Source organism: Halomonas binhaiensis (genome assembly GCF_008329985.2).
GTDB lineage: Bacteria > Pseudomonadota > Gammaproteobacteria > Pseudomonadales > Halomonadaceae > Halomonas > Halomonas binhaiensis.
Window position 1 is genome coordinate 3,424,591 of record NZ_CP038437.2, and the last position, 17,478, is coordinate 3,442,068.

At 60.4% G+C, this 17,478-nt stretch carries 12 protein-coding genes and 1 tRNA gene; 11 read left to right on the plus strand and 2 right to left on the minus strand.

The features are described 5' to 3' along the window. Window positions 1–97: 97 nt before the first annotated feature. Together E4T21_RS15020 and E4T21_RS15025 are read right to left on the minus strand one after the other, a co-directional pair. Window positions 98–174: transfer RNA gene (locus tag E4T21_RS15020), tRNA-Ile, on the minus strand. A 170-nt stretch (window positions 175–344) separates the two neighbouring features. Beyond that, window positions 345–1,382: a hypothetical protein gene (locus E4T21_RS15025; RefSeq protein WP_149285831.1), complete on the minus strand. Its 1,038-nt coding sequence runs from the start codon at window positions 1,380–1,382 to the stop codon at window positions 345–347. 230 nt (window positions 1,383–1,612) lie between these two features. On the opposite strand from E4T21_RS15025, the gene E4T21_RS15030 reads away from it, so the two are divergent. The 11 genes from E4T21_RS15030 (at window position 1,613) to E4T21_RS15080 (ending at window position 17,311) form a co-directional block, all read left to right on the plus strand. After that, window positions 1,613–3,757 (plus strand): TonB-dependent receptor, encoded by a 2,145-nt coding sequence (locus E4T21_RS15030; RefSeq protein WP_149285832.1) that lies wholly within the window; start codon window positions 1,613–1,615, stop codon window positions 3,755–3,757. Window positions 3,758–4,341: 584 nt separating this feature from the next. Further along, window positions 4,342–5,937: a pyridoxal phosphate-dependent decarboxylase family protein gene (locus E4T21_RS15035; protein WP_149285833.1), complete on the plus strand. Its 1,596-nt coding sequence runs from the start codon at window positions 4,342–4,344 to the stop codon at window positions 5,935–5,937. A 65-nt stretch (window positions 5,938–6,002) separates the two neighbouring features. After that, complete coding sequence (locus E4T21_RS15040; RefSeq protein ID WP_149285834.1) at window positions 6,003–7,373, plus strand: lysine N(6)-hydroxylase/L-ornithine N(5)-oxygenase family protein; 1,371 nt, start codon at window positions 6,003–6,005, stop codon at window positions 7,371–7,373. Further along, a complete protein-coding gene (locus E4T21_RS15045) occupies window positions 7,370–8,650 on the plus strand; it encodes an MFS transporter (protein ID WP_149285835.1) in 1,281 nt (426 codons plus the stop codon). The genes E4T21_RS15040 and E4T21_RS15045 overlap by 4 nt, the downstream gene beginning before the upstream one ends. 2 nt (window positions 8,651–8,652) lie before the next feature. Further along, window positions 8,653–11,226: a GNAT family N-acetyltransferase gene (locus E4T21_RS15050; protein WP_149285836.1), complete on the plus strand. Its 2,574-nt coding sequence runs from the start codon at window positions 8,653–8,655 to the stop codon at window positions 11,224–11,226. Window positions 11,227–11,417: 191 nt separating this feature from the next. Next, window positions 11,418–11,930, plus strand: a complete 513-nt coding sequence (locus E4T21_RS15055; RefSeq protein ID WP_149285837.1) for an RNA polymerase sigma factor — start codon at window positions 11,418–11,420, stop codon at window positions 11,928–11,930. A gap of 87 nt (window positions 11,931–12,017) precedes the next feature. Continuing rightward, entirely contained in the window at window positions 12,018–13,514 is a 1,497-nt protein-coding gene (locus E4T21_RS15060) for a DHA2 family efflux MFS transporter permease subunit (RefSeq protein WP_240349165.1), read from the plus strand. Window positions 13,515–13,530: 16 nt separating this feature from the next. Next, entirely contained in the window at window positions 13,531–14,574 is a 1,044-nt protein-coding gene (locus E4T21_RS15065) for an ABC transporter substrate-binding protein (protein WP_240349166.1), read from the plus strand. Continuing rightward, window positions 14,561–15,565 carry a FecCD family ABC transporter permease gene (locus E4T21_RS15070; RefSeq protein WP_149285838.1) on the plus strand — a complete coding sequence of 335 codons (1,005 nt, stop codon included), beginning with the start codon at window positions 14,561–14,563 and terminating at the stop codon, window positions 15,563–15,565. The genes E4T21_RS15065 and E4T21_RS15070 overlap by 14 nt, the downstream gene beginning before the upstream one ends. Beyond that, on the plus strand, window positions 15,562–16,635 hold the full coding sequence (locus E4T21_RS15075) for a FecCD family ABC transporter permease (protein WP_240349167.1): 1,074 nt from the start codon (window positions 15,562–15,564) through the stop codon (window positions 16,633–16,635). Before E4T21_RS15070 ends, E4T21_RS15075 begins: the two co-directional genes overlap by 4 nt. 10 nt (window positions 16,636–16,645) lie before the next feature. Continuing rightward, the gene (locus E4T21_RS15080; protein WP_149285839.1) at window positions 16,646–17,311 is read left to right on the plus strand and encodes an RraA family protein; all 666 of its coding nucleotides are present in this window, start codon (window positions 16,646–16,648) and stop codon (window positions 17,309–17,311) included. Window positions 17,312–17,478: the final 167 nt, after the last annotated feature.

Below are 17,478 nucleotides of genomic sequence, written 5' to 3' on the forward strand. Positions count from 1 at the left end.
GAAAATCTCCAGGGGACTGAAGAATCGGTACTGTACCGAAACTGTACCCTTGGACTATGGGACTCACCAGAGAAAATTCGTAAGATACTGATTTTATTGGTGGGCCCAGCTGGACTCGAACCAGCGACCAAGGGATTATGAGTCCCCTGCTCTAACCAACTGAGCTATAGGCCCGTCTTGCGAGGAAGGTGCGGTGGTTGCCAGGTTTTTGATCAGCCTGGCAACTCGACGCGGGCGATATAATACCCAAAGCTGCCTGGCGCTTCCAGTGTGCAAGGTCATGATCCGGCAACTTTTCTTATCTTGCACAAGGCACCCGGCTCTCTCTTCAGCTCACACAGGGTTCAGGCGAAGCCGAGGATGGTGTACAGCGCTTCGCAGGAGTGGCGCTCATCTCGCTCGTCGACGCTGCCGAGCTGGTGGTTGCGGTCGTTGTCGTAAGCGACGAACAGTCGTTCTCTGTCGAGCACTGCGAGGCCTTCCGCCTTGTGTTCGAACTCAAGCGGGGTGCCGTCTTCCAGCGTCACCAGGGTGGGATCCTTGCCTTCATGGAAGTCTTCCAGCGACATCGCCCACAGGTAACCGCCGATGACTTCCTCGCCGTCGTTTTCTATCTCGAAGCTGGTCAGCAGATAGATCCGGCCGTGATAGGGATCGTACTCGATGCTCGACAAGGCACACTCGTAGCGCACGCCTGCATGCTCATCGGGGTCGAAGCTGTACACGTCGTGCAGTGCATCGATGAATTCCAGGTTGTGGTCATCATTGATAATGAAATGAGCGCCGATAACGCGGCGCTGATAGGCGAAGTCGTCGTGCGCATTACCCTGCTCGCGAATACCGAACAGCAACAGGCCATCGCCCTTGTCGCTGGGAATAGCCGCCAGGCCTTCGATCTTGTAGTAGGGATCACCCACAGCACCGGTCATCTTGCGGCGCAGCTCCAGTGATCCTTCCACACCGTCGCGCGGGTCAGGGTCGACCACCTGCACTTTCTCCGGCTCACCAACCGGCCAGATCAACAGATGGTTATAGTCGTTCAGGTCGTGGGAATGATCGTCGATACGATCGAAGCCGGTGGTGGCAATCATGTAGCGACCGTTGGTGGTCAGTGCGAAGTCCTCATACTTTTCCGCCTGCTTGATCTTCGCCTGGGTCAGATATTCCAGCCGGGAGTCGTCCGGCCCGCTGCTGTCGAGTGGCAGCTTGAACACGGCGGAGCGCCCTTCTCCGGGAATCGGCTTGTCGCTGGCCAGCATCAGGCTCTTGCCGTCATACGCCACTGCCGACACTTCGACATTGACGTAATTACCCTCACTGTCCTTCAGTCCGGCGGGAAAGCAGTGAATCGTGCCTTGTTGCAGTATGCGCACTTTGGTCATGAGCTTCTCCATCTGATGAACGACAGGTACTCAGACCAAAGCATCCAGGAGAAGTTTTCGCTTTTACACACATCACCGGCCGGAAGGGAAAGAACGGGGTTGAGGTAATGAACCGTCGATGAATGTAAATCTTTATCACTCTGATTGGTTTTTGGTTACAATTCATGCCTGAAAAATGCGCGTTCCAAGAACATCAAAAAAACGATATCCCTGGATCTTCAAGGCAAACCATGAACACTCGAACGACAACTGGCCTCGTGCTGCTTGCCGCAGCGGCGCCTGCCCTGGCCCAAACTCAGGTAACAGATAGCTCCACTTCGCCCAGCGCGGACTCCCACGCGAGTTACGCAGAAGACACCGTTGTAGTGGTGGGCTCGCGTACACCCAAGGCCATCAGTGAGATTCCTGGGGCGGTCTGGGTGATCGAAGGGGAAGAACTCGAAGACCAGATTCGCACGGGGGCGGACCTGAAGACGGCACTGGGCCGCCTGGTACCGGGGCTGGATCTGGCACCCCAGGGGCGCACCAACTATGGCCAGAATATGCGTGGCCGCGATGTGCAGGTGCTGATCGACGGGGTCTCCATGAACAGCTCGCGTGGGCTGTCGCGTCAGTTCGACTCCATCGATCCATTCAATGTCGAGCGGGTGGAAGTGCTCTCCGGTGCGACCAGCCTCTACGGTGGCGGCGCGACCGGTGGCCTGATCAATATCATCACCAAGAAAGGCGATGGCGCGGGCCGTCACTTCTCGACCGAGGCAGGCATCACCACCGGCTTCAATGATTCCAATGACATCGACTACCGCCTGGCCCAGTCCGTCAGCGGTGGCACGGAAAAGGTCAATGGCCGACTGGCAGTGGCCTATCAGGATAACGGTCGCCAATACGACGGCAACGGCGATGAGATCTTCCCGGATATCGCCCAGACTGACCTGCAGGACAACAACAGCATCGACATCATGGGCAGCCTCAATATTACCCTGGCGGAAGATCAGGACCTGACCCTTGGTGCACAGCTGTATCGTTCGAAGTTCGATGGCGATCGGGATGTCTACTTCCCCAATCTCGATGCCCCGGTGCCCAACCTGAACGACGCAGAAATCCGCGATGGCTATTCCTCGGACCGCTCCCCGGCCACCGAGCGCACCATGGTCAATCTGCAATATCACCACGCCAATCTGCTTGGCCAGAACTTCTACCTGCAAGCGTTCCATCGTGAGGAAGAAGCCAGTTTCCATGCCTTCCCCTACGCCGCCGGTGATGAGCTGGAATTCGCCACCTCGAAGCAGAATACCGATCTCTCCGGTATCAAGGCGCTGTTCGATGCGCAGTTGGGTGACAGTGTCGAGCTGACCTACGGCGTGGACTATGACCGCGAATCCTTCGATGCCAACCAGATGTATTTCGACATCGACACCACCAATGCCAGCGGTGGCCTGGAGCAGAAGGAAAGCCGCACCGAGCCGCGCTACCCAAGCTACGACGTGGATACCCTTTCCGCCTTCGCCCAGAGCAGTTGGCATGTCACCGATGCCCTGACCCTAGGCGCCGGGGTTCGCCAGCAGCACATGGATGTAGACGTGGACGACTTCCGCGATGTGCCCGGCGGCAGCAACGACTACGACGCCACATTGCTCAATGCCAGCGCACTGTACGACTGGGGCAACGGCAACCAGAACTGGCTGCAGTTCAGCCAGGGCTTCGAGCTGCCGGACCCGGCCAAGTACTACGGCAAGAGCCCGGAAGTCAGCGTCGATGCCAACCCGTTGGATGCGATCAAGACCAATCAGGTGGAACTGGGTTGGCGCTTCAACAATGCCGACTGGATGACCCAGGCCGCGCTGTACTACGCCTGGTCCGACAAGGCAGTGACCAACGATGAAGACCTGAGCGTCAGCGTGATCGACGAGAAGAAGCGCAACTACGGCTTCGAAGCCTCGGCGACCCGTTACTTCGACCACGGCATCGAAGCCGGCGGCACCCTGCACCTGGTACGTTCCGAGCAGAAGGAAGATGGCGATTGGGTCAAGCGTGACGCCCGCTATGCCTCCCTGTCTTCAGCCACCGCCTTCGTCGGCTGGAAGGACTACAACAGTGGGCGCAGTGCCCGCCTGCAGGCCAACCATGCCCATAACCTGGAAGATGATGAAAACCGTCAGATCGATGGCTACACCACCTTCGACCTGTCCATGGCCCAGAGCTTCGACGTAGGCACCCTGAGCCTCGGCATCGCCAACCTGCTGGATGAGCAATACACCACCGTATGGGGACAGCGTGCCGCGATGTTCTACTCACCCTATTACGGCCCTGAGTATCTGTATGACTACAAGGGACGTGGACGCACCTATACCCTGACCTGGTCGATGGACTTCTGAGGAAGTGAAAAAGAGACTGCGCGCGGAGATGCTGCGTTGGAGCCGCCTTGTGCGCCCCACATGGATGTGGGAAGTGCGGTTGTTCGTTGGGAACGAACATAGCCTTCATCCCGCTCGGCTGATTTATCCAGCGCTTCCTTAAAAATATCCTCGTGACTGCGCCCGCTGCTTCAGCGGGCGCTTTTTCTATGCCCTACCACTCTTTGCTTCCTACCCCCAACGCTTAAAGCTCATAGCTCATAGCTCATAGCTCATAGCTCATAGCTTACAGCTTACGGCTCGCGGCTCGCGGCTCGTAGCTCGTGGCTCGTGGCTCGTGGCTCGTAGCTCGTAGCTCGTAGCTCGTAGCTCGTAGCTCGTAGCTCGTAGCTCGTAGCTCGCAGCTCGCAGCTCACAATACTTAGCCTTCTATCAATTCTCTGAACTTTCTGGTTCAGAAAGTCATCCTAGATACGTCTTATGTGATGGATCTAAATCAATCGCATTTATATTTGCAGTGAATGATCGGTCCCGAGGCCCGTATTCGTCGCCGAAATACGTAGGCCCCGTCTTGCTCCCCCGGCCAGACATGAGGACAACCAAGGATGACAGCCTGGATCGCCCCCGACCGGCAACATGCATCGCCGGAACATGATGTGTCACTGGATGACACCCAGCTCTTTACCCTGCGTCACCGCGATGCCTACCGCGCGCAGGCACAACGCTGCATCGACCTGGTCCACCAGCATCTCGATGATGTCGAACGCCCCTTCAGCGGCGTCACCCCGGAAGAACTGCGCCCCTTGTTCCGCGGCCTCGATCTGGATGCTCCCCTGGGCCAGCTTGAGCCTGCACTGGCTGAACTCAAGCGTCTGTATCTGAATGACGCGGTCTACTTCCATCACCCTCGCTATGTCGCCCACCTGAACTGCCCGGTGGTGCTGCCCGGGGTGATTGCTGAAACCATCATCTCGTCGATCAATACCTCGCTGGATACCTGGGACCAGAGCGCTGGTGGCACCCTGATCGAACAGGCGCTGATCGACTGGACCGCTCAGCGCCTCGGCCTGGGTGAGGATGCCGATGGCGTGTTTACCAGCGGCGGCACCCAGTCCAACCTGATGGCCATGCTGATCGCCCGCGACCGCTTCTGCGTTGCCCATCCCGAGGGTGGCGATATCCAGCAGCAGGGCTTGCCGGGTTTCTCTTCACGCCTGCGCATTCTGGCCTCGGGTGTCAGTCATTTCAGCCTGAAGAAGGCAGCGGCATTGCTGGGGCTTGGCCATCAGGCGGTGATGCCGGTGGCCTGTGATGATCAGTTCCGCATGGACCCGCCGGCACTGCGCGAATGCCTGGAAGAATGCCAGCGCGATGGCCTGCTGCCTATTGCCGTGGTCGCGACTGCCGGTACCACGGACTTCGGCAGCATCGATCCGATCGACGACATCGCCGCCCTGTGCCGGGAATATGGCATCTGGCTGCATGTTGATGCCGCCTATGGCGGCGGCCTAGTGACATCGCAACAGCATCGTCACCGGTTGCAAGGCATCGACCAGGCGGATTCGGTGACCATCGACTATCACAAGAGCTTCTTCCAGCCAGTCAGCTGCAGTGCCTTTCTTGTCCGCCAGCGTCGTGACCTCGGCTATGTCACCTATCACGCCGACTATCTCAACCCCCGCGCCCAGGCCGAGGCCGGGACACCGGACCAGGTCAACAAGAGCCTGCAGACCACCAAGCGCTTCGATGCCCTGAAGCTGTGGCTGACCCTGCGCATCATGGGCGCCGATGCCATCGGCGGCATGCTCGATCAGGTCATCGAGCTGACCGGCGAAGGGTATGAGCTGCTGCGCGAGCAGTCGGACATCGAAACACTGGTCGCGCCATCCCTCAGCACCCTGGTGTTCCGCTTCCGCCCGCAGCATATGACCGCCGACACCGAGCTCGACGCCCTGCAGGACAACATCCGCGCCCGCCTGTCACGCAGTGGCGAAGCGCTGGTTGCCGCGACCCGGGTCAATGGTCAGCGCTACCTGAAGTTCACCCTGCTCAATCCCGATACCCACGCCGACGATCTGCGTGCGGTGATCAACGCTATTCGCGAACACGGTTATGCCTGCCTGCAAGTGCCCCATGCCCCGCGCAGTGCAACACGCGCCAGCGCAACAACGACGGATACGGCCATGGCCAGCCTGGGTTGAAAAAGACAGGTTGAGAAAGGCCGGCTGACATCGCCAATCGCGATACAGAAAGGATGCAAGACAAGATGACCACGACTATCAGCACTCACGAAATCGACGACACACACGACACCGACGGCACCACGACGTATGACTTCATCGGCATCGGCCTGGGCCCGTTCAACCTGGGGCTGGCCTGCCTGACCGAGCCGCTCGATGATCTGAATGGCCTGTTCATCGATCAGGCCGACAGCTTTGACTGGCACCCGGGCATGCTGATTGAAGGTGCCCATCTGCAAACGCCATTCATGGCCGATCTGGTGACCCTGGCCGACCCCACCAGCCGCTTCAGCGTGCTCAACTATCTCAAGCAGACAGGGCGCCTGTACCCGTTCTATATCCGCGAGAACTTCTTCCTGCTGCGCGAGGAATACAACCGTTACTGCCAATGGGTGACGCAGCAGCTCGAGTGCCTGCGTTTCGGTGAGCGTGTCGAACGCGTGGAATGGGAAGCTGAGCATGAGCGCTATCGCGTCGACAGCCAGCGCCGTACCGATGGCAGCCAGATAACACGCTACGCTAGGCGTCTGGTGCTCGGCACCGGCACCCAGCCATGGATGCCCGAATGCACCCGCGACCTGGACCCGGCACCGGTGCACTCCTCGCGCTATCTGGAACAACGCGAAGCGCTTAAGCAATGCGACAGCATCACCATTCTGGGCAGCGGCCAGAGTGCCGCCGAGATCTATCACGACCTGCTCGGCGAGATCGACCAGCACCACTATCGGCTCGACTGGATCACTCGCTCGCCGCGCTTCTTCCCGCTGGAATACGGCAAGCTGACGCTGGAGATGACCTCGCCGGACTATATCGACTACTTCCATGCGCTGCCGGAAGAAAAGCGCGATGAGCTGCAGCAGTCCCAGAAAGGCCTGTACAAGGGCATCGACCTCGACCTGATCAATGCCATCTACGACCTGCGCTACACCAAGGAAGTCGCCGGCCCCGTGGATTCGACGCTGATCACCAACGCCAGCCTGGAATCCTGCCTCCATGCGGATGGCCATTACCTGCTCAACTTCCATCACTGCGAACAGCGGCACGACTTCCAGCATCGTACCCAGGCGCTGGTGCTGGCCACTGGCTATCGCTATCGCCTGCCCGATTTCCTGGCCCCGATCACTTCACGCATCGCCTTCGACAACGCCGGACGCTTCGAGGTGGGCCGCTTCTACGATATCGATGGCGGACGTGGTGATCTGTTCGTGCAGAACGTCGGTATCCACAGCCACAGCCTGACCGCGCCGGATCTGGGCATGGGCGCCTATCGCAATGCCTGCATCATCCGCGCCATGACCGGACGCGAACCCTACAGCGTCGAGAGCAGCATCACGGCCCAGCGCTTCGGTGCACCGCTTGAAGCGCAGTTCGCACCGCAGGAGTCCACTGCCGTATGAGCCCCAGCGCTGATCTCTCCAGCACGCTGTCGGGCAGTACGACACGCCATCAAATTGCCTTGATTGGCGTGACCGCTATCGCCGTGGTCAGCGATGCTGCGCTGCTGCCTTTCGCCCCCCAGGTGCTTGGCCAGCGTTTCGGGGTGGAAAACGATCTGCTGGTCGGCACTTTTCTGGCCTTGAGCACCCTGGTGGTGTTGCTGGCACTGCCGCTATGGGCAAGAGTCGAGAAGCGCTGGGGCACGCTGCAACTGTTATTGGTCACGCAGACGGTCGCCTGCTTGCTGGGGTTGGCCTGTGCCGAGGTCGAATCGCTCACCGCCTTCTGGTGGCTGGCGATGGCCATGTTCGTGGCCAAGGCCAGTTACCTGCTGGTCTACCCCTGGCTGATGCGCATGGCCCGAGATGAGCATCAGGCCAGCATCATCGGTGTGCTGGCCGTGGTCGTGCATATCGGCGGGATCGTCGGCGCCCTGGCCGGCGGGTTGTTACTCGAAGCCTTCAGCGCCGCCGATATCTTCCGCCTGATGGCCGCGGGTGATGCCTTGCAGGTGCTGGTATGCGTGTGGCTGCTGCGTCGAGGGTTGGCCTCCTTGAACAGCACACCGGTCACGGCAACACCTGCCAGCCTGCCGCCGAGAAGCCGGGCCATGTGGCGGCTGGGCATCATGATGCTGCTGTTCTATTTCAGCATCACCCTGCCGCGTCCCTTTCTCGCCCGCTATTGGATGGAGCTGAGTGGTTATCCCAGTGAACTGCTCGCTGGGGTGGTATTCGCCATTCCGGCCATGCTGGCCGTATTGCTGCTATGGCGGGACCACCGGCTCGGCAACAACGGCCACGCCATCGTTCGCCCGTTGCTGATCGGCATTCTCGGCCTGCTGCTGGAGGCCCATGGCGATATCGCCATGCTGCTGATCGGCCGCGTGCTGTTTGGCTGGGCACTGTTCCGGCTTACGGTGCGCCTCGAAGTACGCATGTTCCGCCTCAGCCATCCCGATCGCTACGCCAGGGACTTCAGCCTGCTGCACCTGTTCCAGGGCGGCGGCGCCCTGCTGGCGGCCCTCTGTGCTGGCCTCATTCAGCAGCTTCTCGGCCCGACCAGCCCTTTTCTTGTCGCTGCCCTGGGCCTGTTGTGCTGCGCCCTGCTGTGTCCCTGGCTGCTGGGCCCGCGCCAAACCATGACGCCAGACACCTCGACTGACCACGCCATCACGCTCGATCCCGATGCCTCCAGTGATCGAACCGTCACGACCGATCAACTTGCAAGGAATTGACCATGTCTGTTTCTCAACCGTCTCATTCTCAACCAAGCCTTTATCAACCAAGCCTTTATCAACCGGCTCTATACCAACCAACCCCGACCCTGCGTCCGGTCTTCCAGCGCCATGTTCCAGGTATCGGGCAACTGGCGATTCGCCCGCTGGACGTGGATCAGGATATCGATCTGGTACATGCCTGGGTGAGTGCTCCCCGCGCCAGCTTCTGGGGCATGCAAGGACACTCCACGCTTCAGGTCAGCGGCTTCTACCGCGACATGCAGCACAGTGCCCACGCGCAGGGCTGGCTGGGCCTGTGCAATGGTCAGCCGGCGTTTCTGATCGAAATCTATGACCCACGCCACGACCCGCTCGGTGAGCACTATGCGGTCGAGCCCGGCGACGTGGGCATGCACTTTCTGGTGGCCCCGGCAGAAACGCCTGTTTCCGGTTTCAGCCGTGCGGTTATCACCACCATCATGACGTTTCTGTTCGAATCTGCGGATACGCGTCGCGTGGTGGTGGAACCGGACGTCAACAATGCCGCCATTCACCCGCTCAACCAGCATGTGGGATTCCGCTACCAGCGCCAGATTCAACTGGCCGAAAAGACTGCCTGGCTGGGCATGGCCACCCGTAACGACCTGGCCAATGCCATTGCCGCACGCTCGCCCAGGCTGAGCGCCGATGCCCAGTTGCACATGACCGGCAGCAGCGCACACCTGACGCCCGAACGCTGGGCCGCCGCCAACCGTCACCTGGTACGCAAGGCCATTGCCGAATTCAGCCACGAACGCCTGCTATCGCCGGTTTCCCTGTCTGCCGCCAATGCTGATCCTTCCGCCCCACAGCCCTACCAACTGCACAGCCCGGACCAGCGAGTCTGCTATCGCTTCACTGCCCGCCGCCTAGCGTTGGATCATTGGCTGATCGATGTCGATAGCCTCAGCCGTCAGGCCGATGGCCAGGAACTGCCCATCGATGCCCAGCAGTTCATCAACGAATTCCGTCAGCCGCTGGGCATTCAGGTGCCGATGCTGCCGGTCTACCTCGAGGAAGTCTCGGCGACGCTGTTTGCCCTGGCCTACAAGCTGGATCCTCAGCGCCACGATGCGGATGCGCTGGTCGATGCCGAATTCCAGACCCTGGAAGCGGCCATGATCGAAGGTCATCCGGTGTTCGTGGCCAACAGCGGACGCATGGGCTTCGATGCCGTGGATTTCCACGCCTATGCCCCCGAGGCTGGCAGCGATGCCTCCCTGGTGTGGCTGGCCGTCCACAAGGATTGCGCCCACTTCAGCTGCAGTGCCGAGCTGGACTATCACCAGGTCATGGAAGAAGAACTCGGCCAGGCGCAGGTGCAGGATTTCCATGCCCGCATCGAGAGCCACGGATTGAAGGCCGATGACTATCTGCTGATGCCCACGCACCCCTGGCAGTGGAGCCACAAGCTGGCCATCACCTTTGCCGCCGAAGTGGCCGAACAGCGCATCCTGTGCCTGGGCCATGGGCTTGATGTCTATCGCCCGCAGCAGTCGATCCGTACCTGGTACAACATCAGCCAGCCTCAGCGCCGCTATGTGAAGACGGCACTGTCGATCCTCAACATGGGCTTCATGCGTGGGCTGTCACCGCATTACATGCGGCATACGCCCGCCATCAACGACTGGGTGCATGCGCTGGTCGAGAATGATCCCGAGCTCAAGGCTCAGGGCTTCTGTGTGCTGCGCGAGCAGGCTGCCATCGGCGTACGCCGCGATATCATCGAAGCCCACTTCGACAAGTACAGCGGCTATCGCAAGATGCTCTCTGCCCTGTGGCGCGAGAGCCCGGCACGCTTCACCACCGACGGACACCGCCTGACGACCATGGCGGCGCTATTGCACCAGGATCATCAAGGCCGCGCGCTGCTGCCACGCCTGATCCGCGCCAGCGGGCTGTCTGCCGAGGCCTGGCTGACCCGCTACCTGCGGGCCTACCTGCGCCCTCTGCTGCATTGCTTCTATGCCCACGACCTGGTGTTCATGCCCCATGGCGAGAACCTGATCCTGCAGCTCAAGGACCATGTCCCGGTGCGCGCGATCATGAAGGATATCGCCGAGGAAATCGGCCTGATGAATACCGAGGTCGAACTGCCGGAGGAAGTCGCACGCATTGCCGTGGAAGTGCCCGAGGAACTGAAGGTGCTGTCGCTGCTGACGGATGTGTTCGACTGCTTCCTGCGCTTCGTCGCCGCCATCCTGGTCGACGATGGCTGCATCGATGAATCGCGTTTCTGGCAGCAGGTCGCCCAGTGCATCATCGATTACCAGCAGGACCATCCGCAGTTTGCCGACAAGTTCCAGCGCCACGACCTGTTCGCTCCGCGCTTCACCCTGTCCTGCCTCAACCGCCTGCAGCTGCGTGATCATCAGCAGATGATCGACCTGGCCGACCCGGCAGCCAACCTGCAGTTTGCCGGGCAACTCGACAACCCGATCGCCGAGTTCCGACCTCAGCTATCTCAACAACCATCTCCACAACAGTCTCAAGAACAGTCTCAAGAACAGTCTCAAGAACGGCCCCAGCTTGAGGATGAAGTCATGCCCGGGTGATCACAGCAAGTTTGATGACGACAAGCTTGTTCACAACAACTTGCTGACAACAACTTGCATTACCCATTGCCACGGTGGCCTCAGGCCCCGTGGCCTCTTGCGTTACTGACTTAACGTGACTGACTAAGCGTTACTGAATCAGGCGTTACGAAAAGCTCCACTGCACCATGAAATCTCAACCGAGGAACAACATGCAGGCCCCTCACATCGAAGCTCTCTATCGCCAACATGCCGATGAGCTGCGCCAGTATCTTGCGCGCCAGCTGGGCTGCCGCCACCTGGCCGAAGACCTGTGTCAGGATGTCTTTGTACGCCTGCAATCACAGCAGGACCTGATTGCCATTCACGAGCCGCGGGCCTGGCTCTACCGGGTGGCTCGCCACCTTGTCATCGATCATTACCGTCGCGAAGGCGCACGCCCGGCCTGCATCGGCCTGGACGATCCTGCGCTATGCCTGGCCTGTCCACGTGCCACGCCGGAACATGTCAGCGATGCCCGACAAAGCCTGGAGCGTATCCGCTTATTGCTGACGCAATTGCCGGAGCATCTGCGCAATGCCCTGCTGTGGCACCGCATCGATGGTCTCGCTCAACGGGTCATTGGCCAGCGCCTTGGGGTCTCGGAAAGCATGGCGGGACGCTATATCCGCCAGGCCGAGGAAAGCTTGCTTGCCCGACACGCCATCACAGGTGCCAACGCTTGATTCGCCGTCATCAAGGCGCTCTTGATTAGTTGATAATGCTTTGCATTAACTTTTGCGGTATGCCATTCTTCCGCGTCCGGAAACGTTGTGATCGAAAATGCGCAACGCCCACGACAGACCAGCAAAAACACAAGCAAAGGCGAAAGACGAGAGACCATGTCCCAGGTGAAAATGCACGGCAGTCGAGTATTGATCAGCGTACTGCTGGGCACCTTCACCGTCAGCCTGAACAACAGTGCGCTAAACCTGGCCGTGGCCGAGCTGATGGACACCTTCCAGGCAAGTGCCGTGCTGGTCAGTTGGGTGGTGACGCTGTTTCTGATCAGCATGGGCATGACCATGCCCATGACCGGTTATCTCGCCGACCGCTTCGGCAAGAAACGTATCTACCTGCTGGGCCTTTGGTTGTTCCTGGCCGGTTCACTGGCAGGCGCTGCCGCCCAAGGATTGGGCGGCATCATTCTGGCGCGAGGTATCCAGGGCATTGCTGCAGGCCTGATGATCCCGTTGTCGCTGTCGCTGATCTTTGCCGCCTACCCCAGCGACCAGCGCGGCAAGGCCAGTGGCATCTGGGGCTTCGCGGTCATGCTGGCACCTGCCATTGGACCTACGGTCGGGGGCCTGCTGCTGGAAGTCACCCACCAATGGCGCGCCCTGTTTCTGATGAACGTGCCTTTCGCCCTGGCCGGACTGGTCAGCGCCCATCTTTACCTGCCCAACGAAGCTCCCAATCGGCAAAGGCGCTTCGACTTCTACGGCTTCTTCTTCGTCACCCTGGGCATGGGCGGCGTGCTGTTCGCGCTGGGCAGCATGCGCACCCTGGAAGACCTGCTGTCACTCGACCACCTTGTCCCCCTCGTATTGGGCAGCGTTGCGCTTGCTGTCTTCGTCTGGGTGGAAAAACGCGTGGTACATCCCCTGCTCAACCTGGGGCTGTTCGCGGTTCAACGCTATCGTGCCAGCGTCATCATCGCCTGCATTCAGGCGGTGGTGACCTTCGGCTGTATCCTGCTCATACCGCTATGGATGCAACATGCCCAGGGCTACGGTGCACTGGCTACCGGTCTGATCTTCCTGCCCACCGCCATCGCCGCGGCCTGCTGCTCGCCCTATGCCGGTAGCTTGATCGATCGCTATTCACCCCGCTGGGTCATCACCGCGGGCCTGGTGGTTACCACCGCTAGCCTGGCAGGCATGGGCATGCTCGAGATAGCCGCGCCGTTGTGGATGGCAGGCGCCTTGATGGCCTTGCGTGGCATTGGGCAAGGCTTCGCCTATCTGCCCTCGACCACGGTTGGCCTCAATGACTTGCCCAACGACGCCGTGGCACAGGGTTCGGCGATGAACAATATTTCCCGTCGCCTGCTGTCATCGGTCGGGATCGTGGCCTTGTCGTTGTATTATGAGCTGCGCGTCTCACATCAGCTGGCGTTGGGCGTGCCGATGACCGAAGCCAGTGCCCAGACATCGAGCGAAGCCTTCCTGGTGCTGGCCTTCATGACTTGCCTGGCCATTCCTCTGGCACTGTCCCTGCGCAGCCATCGAGACCAGAAAGAAGAACCACGCTACCAAACCCATCCATGAGCAAGAGAAAACAACGATGGCTTTGCAGTTAATGCACCGCGTGCTGCTGAGATCGGCACTAGCAGGGCTGATGCTCGCGGGGCTGACCATGCCAGGCATCGCCCTGTCCGCTACGACGGGTGATGCGCGAACGGGTGAAGTGCGTACTGATCATGTACGTACGATAGCGAATGACTTCGGGGAAGCTCGCATCGAAGGCACTCCCCAGCGCGTCATCACCCTTTATCAAGGCGCTACCGACACGGCCGTCGCATTGGGTATCACTCCGGTCGGCGTGGTCGATTCCTGGCTGGAAAAGCCCATGTACCGCTATCTGCGCCCGGCCTTGAAGGATGTCGAGCACGTCGGTCTGGAAACCCAGCCCAACCTGGAGAAGATCGCCTGGCTGAATCCTGACCTGATCATCGCAACCCGTTTCCGCCATGCCCAGGTAAAGCCACTGCTCGACAAGATGGCCCCCACCGTGGCCCAGCGCAGTGTGTTCGACTTCAAGGGCACGCTGCAACTGATGGGAGAAGCCTCCGGCCGCGAGCAGCAGGCCACGGCACTGTTGCAGGACTGGGAACACAGGATCGCGGACTTCCGCAGCAAGATTGCCGCCAAGCTTGGCGATGAGTGGCCGCAAAAGGCCGCTGTGGTGCGCTTCAAGAGTGACCATGCGCGGGTCTACAGCACCGGTTTCGCCGGTTCCATTCTTGACGAGATCGGCTTTCTCCAACCGAAAGCTTTCCAGGACCAGGGCTGGGGCATGAAGCTGACCAGCATGGAAAACATTCCGGTGATGAACGCCGATGTGCTGTTCATCCTCATGGACGAGTCAGACCCTGCCATTCAGGCCAACTATCGCCGCTGGTCATCCCATCCGCTGTGGCAGCAACTGGATGCCGTTCAGCACGGGCGTGTCTACCAGCCAGACCCCGTGACCTGGCTGATGGGCGGCGGCATCCTCGCCGCCAATGCGGTGCTGGATGATCTCTACGCGCTGTATGACCTTGAGAATGACCTTGAGAATGGCCTGGAAAAAGCATCAACAAGAGGAGTCGTAGGTGCTGACCACTAGACTGGCAAAACTCACGGGACTGGCCTGTGGCTTGTTGCTTGCCCTCATCGCTTTTGTCGCCAGTGTGGCTCTCGGGCACACGGCAATCAGCGCGACTGATCTGATCGATGCCGTGCTGCACTATGATCCCACCAACATCGACCAGATCATCGTGCGCAGCGAACGCTTGCCGCGTGCCATGATCGCCGCCATTGTCGGTGCCAGCCTGGCCGTCGCCGGGGCGCTGATGCAGACCATGACACGCAATCCGCTGGCCTCCCCGGGCATCCTCGGCATCAATGCCGGCGCCATGTTCTTCGTGGTGGTCTCCGTCACGCTATTGCCCCTGCATTCGCCCTCTCAATATGTGTGGGCGGCGTTGTTCGGTGCCTGTATTGCCGCCGCTGTGGTTTACCTGCTCGGCCGTGGCCGCCATGGTGAGTTATCACCGCTACGTGTGGTGCTGGCCGGAGTCGCAGTCACCGCGCTGTTTGTATCGTTCAGCCAAGGGCTGTTGATCATTGATCAGGAAGGCTTCGAGAGCGTGCTGTTCTGGCTGGCCGGATCCGTGTCGGGGCGCGAACTGGACATGCTCACTCCGTTGCTGCCGCTGTTTCTCAGCGCAGCCGTGCTCTGCCTGGTGCTGATGCGGCATGCCAATGCCTTGCTGCTGGGTGATGATGTGGTCAAGGGTCTCGGCCTGAGCGCCAATGTCATCAAGCTGCTGCTCGGTCTCGTGGTCATTCTGCTTGCCGGCAGTTCGGTGGCACTGGCCGGCATGATCGGCTTCGTCGGCCTGATTGTGCCGCATATGGCCCGAGGTCTGTTTGGCGTGGACCACCGCTGGATGCTGCCTGGTTGCATGCTGCTCGGTGCTGGCCTGCTGCTGTTTGCTGATGTCGTGGCACGTTTCGTGATCCCCCCTCAGGAAATCCCCGTCGGGGTCATGACCGCTCTGCTCGGTACCCCCTTCTTCATCTACATTGCCCGCAGGAGGCTCCAGGCAGCATGAGCCAAGAGCACATCAGCCAAAAGCACATGAACCAGACACTGAACATGCGCGGCAGTGGCAGAAACAGCTACCCTGCGCAACATGCCAAACAGCGCGCCCTGTACATCCTTCTCAGTCTGGGTGCCTTGTTGCTGGCCAGTGCCTGGCTGTCGCTGAGCCTCGGCAGCTATCCTACCCACCCTCTCAAGGTACTCGATGCCCTCGTCGCGCCAGCTTCCAGCGATATCGGTTTCATCATCTGGGAACTGCGCCTGCCGCGTATCGTGCTGGCCGTCCTGGTCGGTGCGGCTCTGGCCAGTGCCGGGGCCATTCTGCAGGGCATCGTACGCAATCCGCTGGCGTCACCGGATGTGATCGGTATCACCGGTGGCGCTTCGGTCGCGGCGGTACTGTTTCTGGTCTCGCTCAGCACCACACTGAGCATGCTGTGGCTGCCTGTTGCCGCCATTCTCGGGGCCTTTGCGGCAGCGCTGGTGGTATTCGCCCTGGCCTGGAGAAAGGGCATGACCCCGACACGCCTGGTGCTGGTCGGGGTGGGCATTTCCGCCGCCATGGGAGCGGTGACCACGCTGTTGATCGTGCTCAGCGACGATACCCTGGCCATGAATGCCTATGTGTGGCTGACCGGCAGTATCTACGCGGCCCAGTGGGGGGACATACAGGGCCTGCTGCCCTGGCTGGTTCTCTTCATCCCCCTCGCCCTGCTCTACTCCCGGCATATGGATACGCTCAGCCTGGGCGACGACACCGCCACCGGCCTGGGCGTCAATGTCACCACAAGCCGCCTGCTGATGATGATCTGCAGCGTGGCCTTGGCAGGCTCCGCCGTGGCCTTCGCCGGCGGCCTGAGCTTCGTTGGCCTGGTCGCCCCGCATATCGCCCGCCGCCTGATCGGACGGGGTTTCGCCCTGCTGCTGCCGGTATCGGCACTGGTCGGAGGTCTGATCGTGCTGTATGCCGATTTGCTGGGCCGGGTGGCCTTCCTGCCGCGGGACCTGCCTGCCGGGATCTTCGTTTCCGGTATCGGTGCGCCGTTTTTCGTCTACCTGCTGTACCGGATTCGCCAATAGGACGTTGCCGATGTCACACGAACCGTCATTTCATGTTCAGTCGTTTCATATTCGACCACGCGAAGAAAGGATTCCTGCGGAGCTGGTGCAGCGCTTCCAGGATATCGCCACGTCCACGCTGGGCCACTTCACCGATTTCGGTGCCATCACCTCGCTGCAGCCGATACGGCGTCCGATCCGCATGCTCGGCACCGCCTTGACGGTGAGGATTCCGCATATCGACGGCAGCATCATTCGCCAGGCCTTGCTGATGGCGTGTCCTGGGGATGTGCTGGTCATCGACATGTCCGGCGATGACAGACGTGCCTGCTGGGGAGAACTGCGTGCCTATGCCGCGCTACGCAAGGGGCTGGCTGGTGTAGTGACGTCGGGGGCAATCACCGATTGGCACCATCTGTCACGCCTGGCGCTTCCCGTATATTCACGCGGTACCAGTCCGCTGACGACGCGCGCCCTGGAGCTTGAAGGCGAGATCAACGTCCCGGTCGCCATCGATGGCGTCAGCATCAACCCTGGCGACCTGGTGCTGGGGGATGACGACGGCATCTTCGTGGTGCCGCCGCACCGTGCAGCTTCCCTGCTGGAACAGGCCATCGACAAGCAGGCCCAGGAAGACCGCCGCCGCCAAGAGCTTGCCGAAGCCTATCCGCATTGGTTTGCGACGCACGCGAAGTAGCTAAGCACAACGCCAAGTGATGCACCAGAAGCAGATCCACTTCTATCGACATAGAAATGAGGATGGCCAACCGGATTGGTTGTGCCGATTCCTGCGCAAAACTCGGCGGATATCATCCTTTTGGTTCCCAGCCACCTCTGCCTCTCACAACATGGTATGTTGCGAAG